12 protein-coding genes are annotated in these 14,912 nt (G+C 66.0%); 8 read left to right on the forward strand and 4 right to left on the reverse strand.

Going from position 1 to position 14,912, the window contains the following annotated elements:
* Positions 1-62: 62 nt before the first annotated feature.
* Complete coding sequence (locus HMPREF9006_RS08290; protein ID WP_009213156.1) at positions 63-1,004, reverse strand: sugar-binding transcriptional regulator; 942 nt, start codon at positions 1,002-1,004, stop codon at positions 63-65.
* A 314-nt stretch (positions 1,005-1,318) separates the two neighbouring features.
* On the opposite strand from HMPREF9006_RS08290, the gene HMPREF9006_RS08295 reads away from it, so the two are divergent.
* Complete coding sequence (locus HMPREF9006_RS08295; RefSeq protein ID WP_009213157.1) at positions 1,319-2,104, forward strand: MIP/aquaporin family protein; 786 nt, start codon at positions 1,319-1,321, stop codon at positions 2,102-2,104.
* 154 nt (positions 2,105-2,258) lie between these two features.
* Positions 2,259-3,779 (forward strand): glycerol kinase GlpK, encoded by a 1,521-nt coding sequence (gene glpK, locus HMPREF9006_RS08300; protein WP_009213158.1) that lies wholly within the window; start codon positions 2,259-2,261, stop codon positions 3,777-3,779.
* Between the two features lie 71 nt (positions 3,780-3,850).
* On the opposite strand, the gene HMPREF9006_RS08305 is transcribed toward glpK, so the two are convergent.
* The gene (locus HMPREF9006_RS08305) at positions 3,851-6,133 is read right to left on the reverse strand and encodes an FAD-dependent oxidoreductase (protein WP_009213159.1); all 2,283 of its coding nucleotides are present in this window, start codon (positions 6,131-6,133) and stop codon (positions 3,851-3,853) included.
* Between the two features lie 91 nt (positions 6,134-6,224).
* Between HMPREF9006_RS08305 and HMPREF9006_RS08310 the strand changes: the two genes are divergently transcribed.
* A complete protein-coding gene (locus HMPREF9006_RS08310; protein WP_009213160.1) occupies positions 6,225-6,818 on the forward strand; it encodes a TetR/AcrR family transcriptional regulator in 594 nt (197 codons plus the stop codon).
* Positions 6,819-6,898: 80 nt separating this feature from the next.
* Positions 6,899-7,471, forward strand: coding sequence for an NYN domain-containing protein (locus HMPREF9006_RS08315; RefSeq protein ID WP_009213161.1), 573 nt, complete (start codon positions 6,899-6,901; stop codon positions 7,469-7,471).
* A gap of 106 nt (positions 7,472-7,577) precedes the next feature.
* Here HMPREF9006_RS08315 and HMPREF9006_RS08320 read toward each other — a convergent pair whose 3' ends face one another.
* A complete protein-coding gene (locus tag HMPREF9006_RS08320) occupies positions 7,578-8,312 on the reverse strand; it encodes a PspA/IM30 family protein (RefSeq protein ID WP_009213162.1) in 735 nt (244 codons plus the stop codon).
* Between the two features lie 77 nt (positions 8,313-8,389).
* A complete protein-coding gene (locus HMPREF9006_RS08325; protein ID WP_232209861.1) occupies positions 8,390-10,414 on the reverse strand; it encodes a TPM domain-containing protein in 2,025 nt (674 codons plus the stop codon).
* Positions 10,415-10,697: 283 nt separating this feature from the next.
* Here HMPREF9006_RS08325 and HMPREF9006_RS08330 point away from each other — a divergent pair, with 283 nt between their 5' ends.
* The 4 genes from HMPREF9006_RS08330 (at position 10,698) to HMPREF9006_RS08345 (ending at position 14,906) form a co-directional block, all read left to right on the forward strand.
* Positions 10,698-11,075, forward strand: coding sequence for a cold-shock protein (locus tag HMPREF9006_RS08330; RefSeq protein ID WP_034231551.1), 378 nt, complete (start codon positions 10,698-10,700; stop codon positions 11,073-11,075).
* Positions 11,068-11,880 (forward strand): DUF3027 domain-containing protein, encoded by an 813-nt coding sequence (locus tag HMPREF9006_RS08335; protein WP_009213165.1) that lies wholly within the window; start codon positions 11,068-11,070, stop codon positions 11,878-11,880. The genes HMPREF9006_RS08330 and HMPREF9006_RS08335 overlap by 8 nt, the downstream gene beginning before the upstream one ends.
* Before the next feature lie 119 nt (positions 11,881-11,999).
* Positions 12,000-13,451: an NCS2 family permease gene (locus tag HMPREF9006_RS08340; protein ID WP_009213166.1), complete on the forward strand. Its 1,452-nt coding sequence runs from the start codon at positions 12,000-12,002 to the stop codon at positions 13,449-13,451.
* 141 nt (positions 13,452-13,592) lie between these two features.
* Positions 13,593-14,906, forward strand: coding sequence for an MFS transporter (locus tag HMPREF9006_RS08345; RefSeq protein WP_009213167.1), 1,314 nt, complete (start codon positions 13,593-13,595; stop codon positions 14,904-14,906).
* Positions 14,907-14,912 lie beyond the last annotated feature (6 nt).

Consider the following 14,912-nt stretch of genomic DNA (forward strand, 5'->3'; position numbering starts at 1 on the left):
TGCGCGCGGGACCCCTTCGCTCCGCTCACGGGCGCGAAGGGGTCCCCTCGTACCGGCGGAGGCTAGGGGCGAAGCCGCGGGTGGCCAGCCCTCGTGTGAACGAGATCGAGCAGCTCGTGCGCGGCCCCGTCGTCGAGCACGAGGTCGGTTGCGACCCCCGCGCGCAGAGCCCCGAGGAGCGGAAGGGCTTTGGAGGCTCCGGCGACGACACACAGGCGCCGGGGGATCTTCTTCAGCGTCGCCGGGGTCGGCCCCGACGCTCGTTCGTTCAGATGCATGTCGGTCGAACCGTCCTCGCGGATGAGGACCGTGCACACGTCGCCGACGACTCCGTCATTTTGGGCCGCCGCTATCTCGTCGGGTTCGAGGAATCCACCGGAGTAGACGTGGGAGGGCAGGCGCGCCGACATGGAGCCGACACCGAAGAGCGCGACGTCGGCGTTGTCGATTGTTGTGAGGACCGACTTGATGGAGCGCTCGCGCCACAGCGCCTCCTTGGTGTCGGCGTAGTCGAAGAACGCGGGGACGGGGAAGTTGACGATGCGTCCGCCGATGGCCTTGGCGGCACAGGTGATGATTGCTTCCGCGTACGGCATCTCGGTCTCGGTCGCGGTGGCGGCTCCGTTGAGCTGGACGACCGTGGAACCGGGGAAGGGCACGTGGGGCATCGCGCGCGCTATCTCGGCGGTCGTGTTGCCCCACGCGATTCCTAGGGTGGCGCCGGGAAAGAGCATGTCGGTGAGGTGCTCGGCGGCGACGAGGGCGACGTTGTGCAGGCGGTTGACCTCGGTGTGCACGTCGTGGACCGGGACGACGGAGACCTGAATGCCAAAGATGTCGGCGATCTGCCCGGCGAGGGTGCCCTTGAGACCAGGGGAGGCGGAGACGGAGATGCGGACCAGGCCGACCTCGCGGGCGTGCGCGAGGAGTCGTGATACGGAGGAGCGCGATATCTGCAGGTGGCGAGCGATTGTCTCCATCGTTTGCCCCTGCAGGTAGTACATCGAAGCCGCCTCGTGGGCCTGTTCGTCACGTATTGTCACGTTTTCTAGTGTGCCATGCACAGGCGTGCACATGTGTGCGTTTGGTCATTGGCGTGTGGGCGCGGGAGGGTAGATTGGGCGTCGTCAGATGATCACGCTCACGTTCCCCGAACTGAACGGACGTGCATTCAGTTTGGGCTTACGTGCAGCAGGTGACATACTGAGACATGACCGCGGACCCTTTTCGGTCGAATAGGGTCCGGTGGCACACTGTTGGCGGTGGAAGACCACCGGTGACCCGGTGCGAGGATGCACCGGAGAAAGAATAGAGAACAATGCTCGCAACACTGCTTCCGGCAGCCGTAGAAACGGCTCCGATCACGCTGGGCCAGATTTTCTGGTCGGAGTTCCTGGGCACGGCAGTCCTTCTCCTCCTCGGCGGTGGCGTCGTCGCCACGAACCTGCTGCCCAAGTCCAAGGGCAAGGGCGGCGGATGGCTCATGATCAACTGGGGGTGGGGCCTGGCGGTCTTCGCCGGCGTCTACGTCGCCTACCGCACCGGTGGTCACTTGAACCCGGCCGTGACCATCGCCAAGGCCGTCGGTCACGCCTTCGACTCGACGGTGGAGCTTGCGCCCGGCATCGCCGTCAATGTCACGAACATCCTCGTCTACGTCGTCGCCCAATTCCTCGGCGCGTTCGTCGGTGCTGTCCTCGTCTGGCTCGCCTTCAAGAAGCACTTCGATGAGGACTGCGATCCGGCCCTCAAGCTCGGCGTCTTCTCCACGGGTCCCGAGATTCGCTCCTACGGATGGAACTGCCTCACTGAGGCCATCGGCACCGCCGTCCTCATCCTGTGGGTCTTCGTCTCGGGGGGAACCGAAACGGCGATCGGCCCGCTGGGGGTCGCTCTGATCATCGTCGTCATCGGCACCTCCCTGGGTGGCCCCACCGGATACGCCATCAACCCGGCCCGTGACCTCGGCCCGCGCATTGCCCACGCCATCCTGCCCATCCGGGGCAAGGGAGGCTCCGACTGGGCGTACTCCTGGGTGCCGGTTGTCGGCCCGATCATCGGTGCCATCGTCGGCACCGCCATCTACTTCCTCGCCCTCGCCTGAGGGTGAGCGCGCGGGCGAGGGTGCCAGGCGCCCTCGCCCGCGCAACCCCGGTCTTCTGTCGCCGACGACTCGGGACCACAGCATCCTCTGATGCGGCGCCAGGGGGACCGGCGCAACGACACAACGACGTGAAATCGCTTCCGAAAGGACACTCATGACCGCCAAAGAATTCGTCATGGCCATCGACCAGGGAACAACCTCGACCCGGGCAATCATCTTCAATCATGCAGGCGAGATCATCGCCGTCGGCCAGAAGGAGTTCACCCAGATCTTCCCCAACCCCGGCTGGGTGGAGCACGACCCTCTCGAGATTTGGGAGACCACTCGCTTCGTCGTCGCCGAGGTGCTGGGCAAGGCGGAGATCAACCGCCACAACCTGGCCGCCATCGGGATCACGAATCAGCGCGAGACCACCGTCGTGTGGGATAAGAACACCGGTGAACCCGTCTACAACGCGATCGTCTGGCAGGATATGCGTACCTCCGACATCGTCAAGGAACTCGAGGGAGACGAGGGGCCGGATCGTTTCCGCCAGATCTGCGGCCTGGGGCTGTCGCCGTACTTCTCCGGCTCCAAGATCAAGTGGATCCTGGACAACGTCGAAGGGGCGCGCGAACGCGCCGAGGCCGGTGACCTCCTCTTCGGGAACACGGACTCGTGGCTCTTGTGGAACCTGACGGGCGGCGTCAACGGCGGCGTGCACTGCACGGACGTCACCAATGCCTCGCGCACGATGCTCATGGACATCCGCACCCTCACCTGGCGTGAAGACGTCTGCGAGATCTTCGGCATCCCCATGTCGATGCTTCCCACGATCAAGTCCTCCTCCGAAATCTACGGCTACGGACGCAAGAACGGCCTCCTCGTCGACACGCCGATCTCGGGCATTCTGGGCGACCAGCAGGCCGCCACCTTTGGGCAGGCGTGTTTCGAGAAGGGCATGGCCAAGAACACCTACGGCACCGGATGTTTCATGCTCATGAACACCGGTACCGAACCCGTCTTCTCCGACAATGGCCTCCTCACGACCCTCGCCTACAAGATCGGCGACCAGCCGGCCGTCTACGCACTCGAGGGGTCGATCGCCGTGGCGGGCTCGCTTGTGCAGTGGCTGCGCGACAACCTGGGCATGATCGTCAAGTCCTCGGACATCGGTGCGCTCGCGAGCACGGTGGAGGACAACGGAGGCGTCTACTTCGTTCCCGCGTTCTCCGGGCTCTTCGCCCCCTACTGGCGTTCCGACGCGCGCGGTGCGATCGTTGGCCTGACCCGCTACGTGAACAAGGGCCACATCGCGCGAGCCGTCGAGGAGTCCACCGCCTTCCAGAGCGCCGAGGTCCTCGACGCGATGAACGCCGATGCGGGCGTGCCGCTCAAGGAACTCAAGGTGGACGGAGGTATGACGCACGACGACCTCGTCATGCAGTTCCAGGCCGACCTGTGCGGCGTTGACGTGGTGCGGCCCAAGGTCATCGAGACGACCGCGCTGGGAGCGGCCTACGCGGCCGGCATCGCGGTTGGCTTCTGGAAGGGCACCGACGACGTCGTGGCCAACTGGCAGGAAGGCAAGCGCTGGACTCCCGCAATGGAACCCGCCGAGCGCGACCGCACGTACCGCCTGTGGAAGAAGGCGGTGACCCGCACCCTGGATTGGGTCGATGAGGACGTGAAGTAGACGGCATCGCGACGCGCGAGGCCGGGGCTGCTTCGAGCAGTCCCGGCCTCGCCGCGCGTGGGAGCGGCGCGTTAGAACGTCTCGTAGGAGACGCGTGCGCCGCCGGCCTGGATGATGCGCGAAATGTCGCGGACTATGTGGGCGGAGCCGCACACGTAGTACGTCGCCTGGGGATCGATGCCCTCGGCGTTCAGGTAGTCGGTGATACGCCCGTGAAACGTGCCGGGCGCTGCCTCGCGGCTGACGCATCGAATGAGCCGGGGCAGCGGTGTGTCGACTCGGCTTGTCAGGATGTCTTCCGTCCGTGAGTATCCGACGATGAGTATGTCGTCGTCGCGCCTGTCGAGCTCGAACGCTGCGAGGAATGGGGCGATGCCCGTCCCTGTTGCGATGAAAATGCGCCGGTCTGGTGCCTCGGCCTCGGTGGTGTCCTTGTCTGTCGTGACGAGCCAGTGGCCGTACGGCAGCTCGAGGTCGACGTCGTCGCCGGGTGCGATGGTGCTCGCCCAGGAGGCGCCCATGCCTTTCGTGCGCACGTCAACGAGGAGCCTGACGGTGCGCCCAGGGGCTGACGCGAGCGAGTAAGGTCGCCATTCGAATGGAGCAACCCGAACGAGCGCGTACTGGCCTGCCTCCCACGTCGCGCATTCCGGTAGCTCGAGTGTGATGTCGCGGGTGGTGGGGCTCATCCAACGAGCGCGTTGTACTGTCGCCCGATGGCGTGTCGCCCCGGCGGTGCGTTCGGTTGTTGTGTCGTGGGAGGAAACGGCGTGATCCTGGGCGGGGACCTGTTCGCGCAGTGCGCGCATGATGCGGGGATATCCCGCGGGCCCGAGTACCTTGCAGGCCGTGGACATGCCGGCCAGGGCGGCACCCACGATGCCGGGCATTCCTGCGTCCTGTCCGGTCAGGTAGAGGCCGTCGATGGGGGTCGAGGGAGAGGCTAGGTCGGCGGCGAAGCGCTCGGGTGTGAGGGGTAGTCCGTAGAAGCATCCGCCCTCGTGTGACGTGAAGTGTTCGATGGTGAGCGGGGTGGCGACCTCGACGGAGCGCACGGCGTCTTTCAATCCGGGTATGGCCGTGTCCGCGAGGTCAATGAGTCCGCGTGCCATCGCCGACGTCAGGCGTTCGTAGTCCTCCCCGCGCATCCCCGGCCTCGTTCCCGACCATCGGTCGAAGGCCTCCGGCTGGGCGAAGGACACGATCTCCACTGTTGCGTGTCGGTCTCCGGCTTTGATTCCCGGGAACGAGATGAAGGCTGATTGAGGGCGTCCCTGGCACAGGTCCTCGGTCATCTGCTCCAGGTCATCGGGTCCCTGGGATGTATTCACCCAGACGTTCGACCCGTCCACGCCGGCGGGGTAGTGGTCGGCCGTGAGATAGACGGTCACCGCGGAGCCTCCGTGCCCGAGGCGGGCGATCCTGTCGCGGACGTGCGCAGTGAGCGCGCCGACCGGACCGGTCGTTGGTAGTAGTCGGGTGTAGGTTTCGCGTGCACCGACGCCGGAAATCACGATGGGGGCACGCTCCTCGTAGGCGACGGGCACGGGACCGCTGCGATCAGTGATGCGCACGCCCACTGCTCGACCGTTGTCGATGAGGACGTCGTCGACGTCCTGGCACAGGCGAATCTCACCTCCGGTTGCGCGGATCCGTTCCTCGATCATGCGCGCGATCTGCCCGCTTCCGCCGTGTGGGAACCATGCGCCGTCCATGTAGTGGCACACGATCATCGCGTGGGCGACGAACGCGCTGCGCGTTGGCTCAACCCCGTAGTCGCCCCAATGCGTGGTGAGTAGGGCGCGCAGCGCCGGGTCGCGGAAGCGGCGCTCCATGTAGTGTTGCGTCAGCTCGAGCGCGTGGCCGGCGAGCGTTCGCTGAGCGAGGCGAACGGCGGGTGCTACCTGCTCGGGAACCATCTCCCGGACATAGCCGAGCGACATGCAGGAATAGGCTCGTTGAACGTCTGCGCGGTAGCGGCGAATCGCTCTTTTCTCATGTGGAAACAAGGAGATGAGAAGGCGCTGGTATTCCTCGAGACTGGACGGGATAGTAACGTCGAGGCCGTGGCCGGGCAGGTAGAAACGGTCGTAGCCCGTTGGCATGCGCTTCCATGAGAGGGCCCCGCCGGTGAGGTAGTCCATGAGCTGGCGCGGGCGTGAGCCGGGTTCCATGTCTCCCACGTAGTGCAGGCCTACGTCCCACGATGCTCCCATTCGCCGGAACGAGTGCGTGAGTCCGCCGGGGGTGCAGTGTTTTTCGAGGATGAGAACGCGCAATCCGGTGGTTTGTGCGAGCAGGCCAGCCGTCGTGAGTGAGCCGATGCCCGAGCCGATAACGATCGCGTCATACATGGAAACTCCTAAAACTAGACAGTGTCTACATATGACAACATGCGTGCTAGACACTGTCAAGTTTAGTCCTTGTATCGGCTAGACTAGGGGCATGACGCGCTCTACGACATCCGAGGGGCTGCGCGAGGTAATCCTCGCGATCAGTCGTGATCTCCTCAATGAGGGTGGGCCATCTTCGCTCTCCATGCGCGAAGTTGCTCGTCGTGCGGGCTGTACGCACCAAGCTCCCTACCACCACTTCCAGGGGCGCGAAGGGATCCTCGTGGCGCTTGTCGAGGAGGGTTACCGCTCCCTCGAACAGGCACTTCGTGAGGCCAGGGAGCGTAGTGATGGGGCGTCGCCGCAGGACGTGACGCGAGCTGCCGGACATGCCTACCTGTCGTGCGCCCTGGCAAATCCCGGCGTCTTTCGGATCATGTTCCGATCAGACATGTACGACGCCGACGCACACCCGGGGCTGAGGCAAGCCAGCCTGGCCGCGCGCTCCCAGCTGCGTTCGTTGGCATGCGTCGCTTACGGGACCGACGATCCCCACGCGGAAGTGACCCTCTGGGCATACATTCACGGCCTTGCCACTCTTGTCCTTGATGGGCCACCCGCCCTCGGCAGCGGACAGGACGCGCAGTGCTTCGCTCGCCAAGCCATCGAATCTCCCTTCTTTATCGATGGAGTGACGGGAGAATAACGGGCTTTGTCGAGACGGGGAGGAATGTCTAGGACCCAAGGCCGCTTCGAGATCCGCGCCGATCAGCTAGGATACTTTCCATGGAAAACACTAAGAAACAAATGACATATCTCGTCGTAGACGGCGAAAACATCGACGCGACCCTCGGGCTGTCGGTCCTGGACCGGCGCCCGAACCCGGAGGAACGCCCCCGGTGGGACCGCGTCCTGGAGTGCGCGCACGGCCGCTGGAACCAGCGCGCCAAGGGCCTGTTCTTCCTCAACGGCTCCTCCGGCTTCCTGCCCATGGGGTTCGTCCAGGCGCTCACCGCGATGGACTACTCGGTGATCCCCCTGTCGGGTCCGGCCGACATGAAGGTTGTCGACGTGGGCCTGCAGCGCACGATGGATGCCATCGCCCAGCTCGACTCGGGCGACGTCATCCTGGCCAGCCACGACGCTGACTTCCTGCCCCAGATTGACGCGCTTCTCGACCAGGGGCGCCGCGTCGCCATCATGTGCTTCAAGGAGTTCCTCTCCTCCCAGCTGCACGAGCTGGAGGAGCGAGGCCTGGAGATTATCGACCTGGAGTACGACGTCCACGCATTCCAGGTGCGCCTGCCCAGGCTTCACATCATCGACATTGACGACTTCGACCCGATGTCCTTCCTGTAGCGAGCGCGGCGCGAGGCGCGCCAGCCTTCCGCGTGCACAAGCCGCAGGGCCGGGCCACCCGCTCGGGTGGCCCGGCCCCGTCTATCCCGCCCAGCGGGAGACTGCCTCACGCCTCGGGCGTGGCCTCCGGCTTGCCCTTCAGGGCGGCCAGGCGCGCCTCGATCTCCAGCTGCGAGGAGTCGGTCTCGAGCTCGGCGAATTGCGCGTCCAGGGAGGACGCGGCCAGCTCGATCTTGCCCTGGGCGAGGGCCTCCTGGCGGCGCACGCGGTCCTCGAAGCGTCCGAGTTCGCTCGTGGGATCCAGGATGTTGATGGAACCGAGCGCGTCGGTGACCTGGGCCTGCGCCTTCGCGGTCTTCTCGCGGGCAATCAGCTGGTCGCGGCGCGACTTGAGCTCGGAAAGCTTGTCCTTCATCTGCGACAGGCCGCGCTTGAGGCGCTCGGCGACGTCGCGCTGTGCCTGGAGGGAGGGCTCCTCGGCCTTGATCTCGTTCTCAAACTGGATCTGCTTGCCGAGCGCGACCTTGGCTAGGTCATCCCACTTGGTGGCGCCAGCCTCGTCACCGGCTGCCCGCAGGGAGTCGGCCTTCGCGGAGGCGGCGGCCGCCTTCTGACCCCAGTCGGCAGCGGCCTTGACGTCCTCCTCGTAGTCCTTCTCCGCCATGCGCAGGTTACCCAGGGTCTGTGCGATAGCGTTCTCGGCTTCGATGATCGAGTTGGTGTAGTCGCGAACCAGCTGGTCGATCATCTTCTGCGGGTCCTCGGCCTTGTCGAGAAGGGCGTTGATGTTCGCCTTCGCGAGCTGGGCGATGCGACCCATGATCGTCTGCTTTTCAGCCATGTTGTTCTCCTTTGGTGGTGGTGCGCGTGGAGCGCGGGTTGTGCGCGAGGCTGTTGTCTCGCAGGTCGGTGGCTGGGTTAGAAGCTGCCGGAGGAGGAGGACCAGCCCGAGGACCCTCCCCAGTCGGAGCCGGAGGAGGAGGACCAGCCGGAGGACCCTCCCCAGTCGGAGCCGGAGCCGGAGAAGAAGGACCAGCCCGAGCCGGAGCTTCGGCTTCCGCTGTGGAACGGGTCGAAGTCACTGTCCCAGTGCCGGTGGCGGCTCGATCCACCGTTAGAAAAGAGGGTGGACCACAGCAGGAAGTCCCCCAGCGAGGAACCGGTGAAAGAACCGTTGCCAGAGCGAGTGGATCCCCAGGTCTCGCCGGCTGCGGGCTGGATGGGAGTGGCCATGACGCGGTCGGCGAAGGCGCGGGCGTTGGACGCGTGGGTTATCGCCGCCGTCGGGTCGTTCTCGATCGCCTCGCGGGCCGCGCGCAGGGCCTGCTCCGCATCGTTGAGGGTGGAACGCACCTGCAGGTCGATGGCGCCCCTGCGCCCCTGCACGTAGCGCTCGGCCTGCGCGACAGCGGATTCGGCGAGGGAGAGCTGCGCCTGGGCGCTCGAGCGGGCCCTGTTGTAGGTCTCTTCCTCGCTGCGCAGGGGAGCAAGGGCGGCGTCGAGGGTCGCCTCGGCGGCGCGCAGGTGTTCCAGGGCCGCGAGGGGATCGCCATTGTTGGCGAGAGCGGCCTGGGCCTCGGCGATGGCCGCGCGAGCGTCGGCGACCATCGGATCGAAGGTGGCGGGGTCGGTGTCCAGTCGCTCGACGTCGGAAATGTCGGAGGAGATGGAGCCGATTGCGGCGCCGAGGCGGTCGCGTATGGCATCCAGATCGGACTTGGCGGAGAAGATCGCATCGGTCTGGTGATTCGCCATAGCCAGCGCGCGCTGCGCCGTGTCCAGCGCGCTCAGCGCTCGAGCTCGGTCCGTCTCGGCGGCAGCCTCGGCGGCGTCCAGGGCGGTGCGAGCCGAGGTGAGCAGCGCCGCGGCCTGTTCGGGATTGTCCTGGAGGGAGGCAAGCATCTGAGCGGGGTAGATGCTCGCAATACTCTCCAGCTCAGCCTTGGCGCGCTCCAGGTCGCTCAACTCCTCGGCGAGGCGTTCGCGCGCCTCCGCGATGTGGGTGGGCAGCGTCGCCTGCTCTGCGCGCCTGGAGGCGATGGCGGCTTGGGCGGCGCTCAGCGGGTTCATGTGCGCCGCGAGATCACGCATCATGCTCTTGGCGAGCTGTGCTTGTGCGGCGGGCGTGGGGGCATCGGTCATCTGTGGCTGCGCGTCGAAGGCGCGTCCGACGGCGGCCTTTGCGGCCTCCAACAGGCTCTCGAACTCGTCGGTTCCCGCCCTGCCGAACTGGGCTTGCGCGAAGTGCAGCTCGTCGGCGGCCGTGCGCACCTGTTCGTCGGCCGCAAGAAGCTGACGATTTGCTTCCTTGACGAGGTTCGCCGCGGCCTCCGCGTCGATCGTGGCGGAGCGCTTGGCCGCCTTCTTGTTGCGGCGCGACGTGACGCCCATGGCAATGGCGATCAAGAGGAAGCCGCCGACAACGATCCCCAGGAGGATGATGAAGGGCAGGAAGCTCGCCCGGGAGGACGATGTCGACGAGCCGCCGGAGGAGCCTGACGGCGCCGAGGTCCGAGTGCCCGATACGACCGTGTTGGCAAAGGCGGTTGCCGCCTGCGCCGCGTCCTGCGAGCTCAGCGGATTGGACGAGAGCTTTTTCTCGGCGGCCCGCCTCGCAGCATCCAGGGAGGCTGACTGACCGCCGTTCGCGCACGTCACATCAACGCGCTGGGAGTAAGCGATGACGTAGAGGATCTCACCGGAGTCGAGGGAGGATCTCGTTGCGGTCTGCTGACACCACTGGTCGGCATTCGCACCGGACAAGTCGGAGACAAACACGAAGTGAATGCTCTTGCCGCGGGCGGCGGCATCGCTGGCCGCCGTCTCGATGGCGGTGCGGTCGGAGTCCTCCAGCCAACCCTGCGGATCCGTCACCGTTGCGCTCGCGTTCAGCGGGGCAGCGGCGAAAGCCGGCAAGCCGAGCGCAAGCAGTATCACTGACACGACAGTGACGAGACTGAAGCGGCGGAATCGTGACACGGGGTCCTCCTGCAGTGTGGCGAACAGGTAAACATACACCATCTCGCGCGTGCGTGCCCCTGATAGGGGGCGACTCGCTCGAATCGGCGGTTTCCGTGAGGTCAGTCTACGTGATAGTCGGTCTGCCTTGGGGCACGTGGTGCTGTTCGCTACAGGCATCCGTGCGTTGGCGACGCGGCGCAAGCGAGCGCCCTATGATAGGAGCAAGCCCTTGGGGCTCTCAGACGATCAACAGAAGGAGGGGACTATGCCCACCGGCAAGGTGAGGTTTTTCGACGCTGACCGTGGTTTTGGCTTTATCGCGGGAGATGACGGCGCGGATGTCTTCCTCCACTCGTCCGCGCTGCCGGCCGACCACCCCAATCCCCGCGTGGGATCGCGCGTGGAATACTCGGTGGCCGACGGGCGCAAGGGACCGCAGGCGCTGAGCGTGCGGTTCCTGAAGGAAACAGCTTCCGTTGCCCGCGCGAAGCGCCGCAAACCGCAGGCGATGGTGCCGGTTGTGGAGGATCTCATCAAGCTCCTCGACTCATCCAGCGCATCCCTGCGCCGCGGCTCCTACCCGGACAACGCGACCAAGATTGCGAAGGTCCTGCGGGCCGTCGCAGAGGAATTTGATGCCTAAAACACAAGCCCGGAGTCGGGCGATCAAGAAGGACGCTGTCCTCGAGGCCGCCGTTGACGTGGCCAGGGCGGGAGCGGAGGCCGTCGCCCACCCGCGTCCTGTCGGCGAGCACGTCGGTTTCGAGATGGTCTCGGACCGCCTCGCCACGCACTACTTTGCGTCCACCGACGAGGGCTACGTTGGCTGGTGCTGGTCGGTGACCATCGCGCGTGTTCCGCGCGGCCGCGTGGCGACCGTATGCGAGGTCGACATGACGCCTCGCGACGGCGCGCTGCTTGCTCCCGAGTGGGTGCCGTGGGAGGACCGCCTGCGCCCGTCGGATATTTCCCGCGAGGACACCCTTCCGTACGTGGCCGACGACGTGCGCCTGGAGCACAGCTACGAAGACACGAGCTCCGATCCCGACCTGCCGATTGTGCGTGAGCTGGGCGTGGGGCGCCCGCGAGTCCTCTCCCCGGAGGGGCGCAGCCAGGCCGCCACGCGTTGGTATCAGTCCGAACGCGGCCCGAAGTCGGGGCGGCGCCCGCGCAACACGTGCTCAACGTGCGGCTTCCTCATGAAGATGAGCGGCGACATGCGCACCATGTTCGGCGTGTGCGCGAACGAGTGGGCCACCGATGACGGCGCCGTGGTGTCGCTCGACCACACCTGCGGCTCGCATTCGGAAACCGACGTGCCGAAGAACTCCACGGCGTGGCCCGTGCGCCCCTCGCGCGTGAACGAGGGGGCGCTGGACGCCGAACCGATGCCTCGGCCGGCCTCGGACGGGGACCGTGACGACGCCGGGGAGGAAGGCGCCAACTAGCGCCGGAGCCGACCGACGGATGGACGAGGATCCACCGCCGACTCCCGGATGCTTTCTCAACAAGTGGAAAGTCGGTGAGTGTGTTTGCGCGAGCGACTCCGACCGGGCACGATTGAGCGGTGAGCACACAAGAAAAGACCGCCGCGTCCCACGGCGGCTTCGCACAGTCAATCGATTCGTTCTTCCAGATTTCCGCGCGCGGCTCGACCGTCGGCCACGAGATTCGCGGAGGCATCGTGACCTTCTTCGCGATGGCTTACATCCTGGTTGTTAACCCGGCGATCCTCGGCAACGCGGTCCCCGCTGACGGCTCCATCACCACCCAGGGGATCGCCGCCGGCACCGCCCTCGTCGCAGGCGTCATGACGATCCTCATGGGTGTTGTCGCCAACTACCCTCTGGCGCTCGCCGCCGGCCTGGGCCTGAACGCGGTCGTCGCTTTTACGCTCGTCCTCAGCTCCGGTCTGAGCTACGGCGAGGCCATGGGGGTCATCGCCTGGGAGGGCATCCTCATCTTCCTCCTGGTCCTCACGGGATTCCGCGAGGCCGTGTTCCGCGCGGTGCCGCCCGCGCTCAAGACCGCGATCACGGTGGGTCTGGGCCTGTTCGTTGCGCTCATCGGACTGGTCAACGCAGGCATCGTCCGCACGGGTGCGACCCCCGTCCAGTTCGGCATCTCCGGTTCCCTCGACGGCTGGCCGGCCCTCGTGTTCGTGTTCGGGCTCTTCCTGATGTTTGTTCTCTACGTGCGCGGTGTGAAGGGCGCCGTGCTGATCTCGATCGTCTCGGCGACCGTGCTGGCGGTCATCGTCCAGGCGTTCGCCCACGTGGATCGGATCTCCGAGACCAACCCGACCGGATGGGGACAGACGGTTCCCGAGCTCAAGGGTTCCCCGATTGCGGTCCCGGTCTTCGATACGCTCGGCAAGGTTGACCTCTTCGGAGGCTTCGGTAAGCTCGGCGTCGTCTCTCTCATCCTTCTCGTGTTCTCGCTGATGCTCGCCGACTTCTTCGACACCATGGGCACGATGGTGGCCGTCGGATCCGAGGGCAAGCTCCTGGACGAGGAAGGCAATCCGCCCAGGACCCGCCAGATCCTGATCATCGACTCGCTCGCGGCCGTGGCGGGAGGCGTCGGCGGTGTCTCCTCCAACACCTCCTACGTGGAGTCTGCCTCGGGCGTTGCGGAGGGAGCCCGCACCGGCCTGGCGTCGGTGGTCACCGGCGTCCTCTTCCTCCTGTCGACCTTCCTGGCCCCCCTCGTCGAGCTGGTTCCGACCGAGGCCGCCTCCACGGCGCTCGTCTTCGTCGGATTCCTCATGATGACGCAGGTGACCGACATCGACTGGAGTGCCCCGCAGATCGCGATCCCGTCGTTCATGACGATTGCTCTCATGCCCTTTGGGTACTCCGTGTCCGTCGGCATTGGCGTCGGCTTCGTCGTCTATGCGCTGATCCAGCTGGTCACGGGCAAGGCGCGCACGGTTCACCCGCTCATGTGGCTTGTGTCCGCCCTCTTCGTCATCTACTTCCTGATGGGACCCATCCAGCGTCTCCTCGGCGTCGGCTGATTCGTCACCCTTCGTCTTGCGACCGCCCCGCCGCAGCCTCATCGCGGCGGGGTGGTCGTATCCTGGTTCGATACCACCGAGGCGCAAACGTCTGGCTCGCCGGGCCACGCGGGGTAGGTTGAGCGGAATGGGAGGAAAGGCGTGTCAAAGACCTTCGCATCACTGCGCTACGTCAACTACCGCTACTGGTTCGCGGCGACCCTCGTTGCCTCGACCGGCACGTGGCTGCAGCGCGTCGCGCAAGACTGGTACGTGCTCACCGTACTCACCGACCACGACTCCACCCAGGTTGGTGTGGTCACGGCCCTGCAGTTTCTGCCGATCATCCTCTTCTCCGCCTCCGCAGGCGTTCTCGCCGATCGGGTCCCGGGCAGGCGGCTCCTGCAGGCGACGCAGGCGGGCATCGGCCTGGTGTCCCTGGTCATCGGCATCGTCGTCGTGACCGGAACGGGAGAGCTGTGGCACCAGTATGCCCTGGCCTTCGTCTCGGGAACGATCTCCGCGTTCGACACGCCGGCACGCCAGGCGTTCGTGGGGGAGCTGGTTCCCCGAGAGAAGATGGCAAACGCCGTCGCCCTCAACGCCACCGCCTTCCACGCAGCTCGCCTCATCGGCCCCGCCTCGGCCGGACTCTTCATCGAATGGTGGGGCGTGGGACCCGTCTTCCTCATAGACGCGGGCATGTTCTCCGCCCCCGTCATCGCCCTCGCCCTCATGCGCGCCGACCGTTTCTATCCGCGCACCCTCGCCCCGCGCGCCCGCGGTCAGCTGCGCGAGTCGCTCGCCTACGTGAGGGGACGCACCGACATCCGCATCATCCTGGTCCTCATCTTCGTCGTGAGCGCACTGGGCATGAACTTCCAGATGACGAGCGCGCTCATGGCCACCACGGTGTTTGGGAAAGACGCCGGATCTTTCGGCATCCTCTCCTCGTTCATGGCCGTCGGCTCGATCATGGGGGCAACCGGCGCCGCACGGCGCACTCCCCGGCTGCGCACGATCGTTCTCGGCGCCGCCTTCTACGGCGCGGCCGAAATCGCCCTGGGCCTGTCGCCCTCGTACTGGTTCTTCGCGCTCATGTCGATTCCTACCGGGTTTGGGATGCTCACGATGAATACGAGTGCCAATGCCCTGATCCAGACGCGCACGGACCCGGACAAGCGCGGGCGTGTCATGGCCCTGTACTCCCTGGTCTTCCTGGGGGCGACGCCGATCGGCTCGCCGCTCATCGGATGGGTGGGGCGCACCATGGGCGCCCGATGGGCGCTTCTTGTCGGAGGCATCGCGTCCTTCGGCGTTGCTGCGGTGTGCGCCCTGTGGGCGGCGCGTCACTGGAGGGCGCGCCTCTTGCGTCGCCCCTCGTTCCCGTGGCTTGGCCTTGATGTTGACTCCTCGGTGGACGCCCCGCCCCGCTCGGTGGGTCAAGGCGAGGCCGGCCCGTCCTCGTCACGCTGATCGGGC

Origin of the sequence: Actinomyces sp. oral taxon 180 str. F0310 (assembly GCF_000185285.1) — a bacterium.
In the GTDB taxonomy this organism is placed as follows: Bacteria; Actinomycetota; Actinomycetes; order Actinomycetales; family Actinomycetaceae; genus Pauljensenia.

Excerpts from the sequence above, each read along its gene's own strand:
- HMPREF9006_RS08335 (WP_009213165.1), top strand. The coding sequence starts at position 11,068 with ATGCCTAAAACACAAGCCCGGAGTCGGGCGATCAAGAAGGACGCTGTC.
- HMPREF9006_RS08330 (WP_034231551.1), top strand. The coding sequence starts at position 10,698 with ATGCCCACCGGCAAGGTGAGGTTTTTCGACGCTGACCGTGGTTTTGGC.
- HMPREF9006_RS08310 (WP_009213160.1), top strand. The coding sequence starts at position 6,225 with ATGACGCGCTCTACGACATCCGAGGGGCTGCGCGAGGTAATCCTCGCG.
- HMPREF9006_RS08315 (WP_009213161.1), top strand. The coding sequence starts at position 6,899 with ATGGAAAACACTAAGAAACAAATGACATATCTCGTCGTAGACGGCGAA.
- glpK (WP_009213158.1), top strand. The coding sequence starts at position 2,259 with ATGACCGCCAAAGAATTCGTCATGGCCATCGACCAGGGAACAACCTCG.
- HMPREF9006_RS08290 (WP_009213156.1), bottom strand. The coding sequence starts at position 1,004 with ATGTACTACCTGCAGGGGCAAACGATGGAGACAATCGCTCGCCACCTG.
- HMPREF9006_RS08320 (WP_009213162.1), bottom strand. The coding sequence starts at position 8,312 with ATGGCTGAAAAGCAGACGATCATGGGTCGCATCGCCCAGCTCGCGAAG.
- HMPREF9006_RS08305 (WP_009213159.1), bottom strand. The coding sequence starts at position 6,133 with ATGTATGACGCGATCGTTATCGGCTCGGGCATCGGCTCACTCACGACG.
- HMPREF9006_RS08295 (WP_009213157.1), top strand. The coding sequence starts at position 1,319 with ATGCTCGCAACACTGCTTCCGGCAGCCGTAGAAACGGCTCCGATCACG.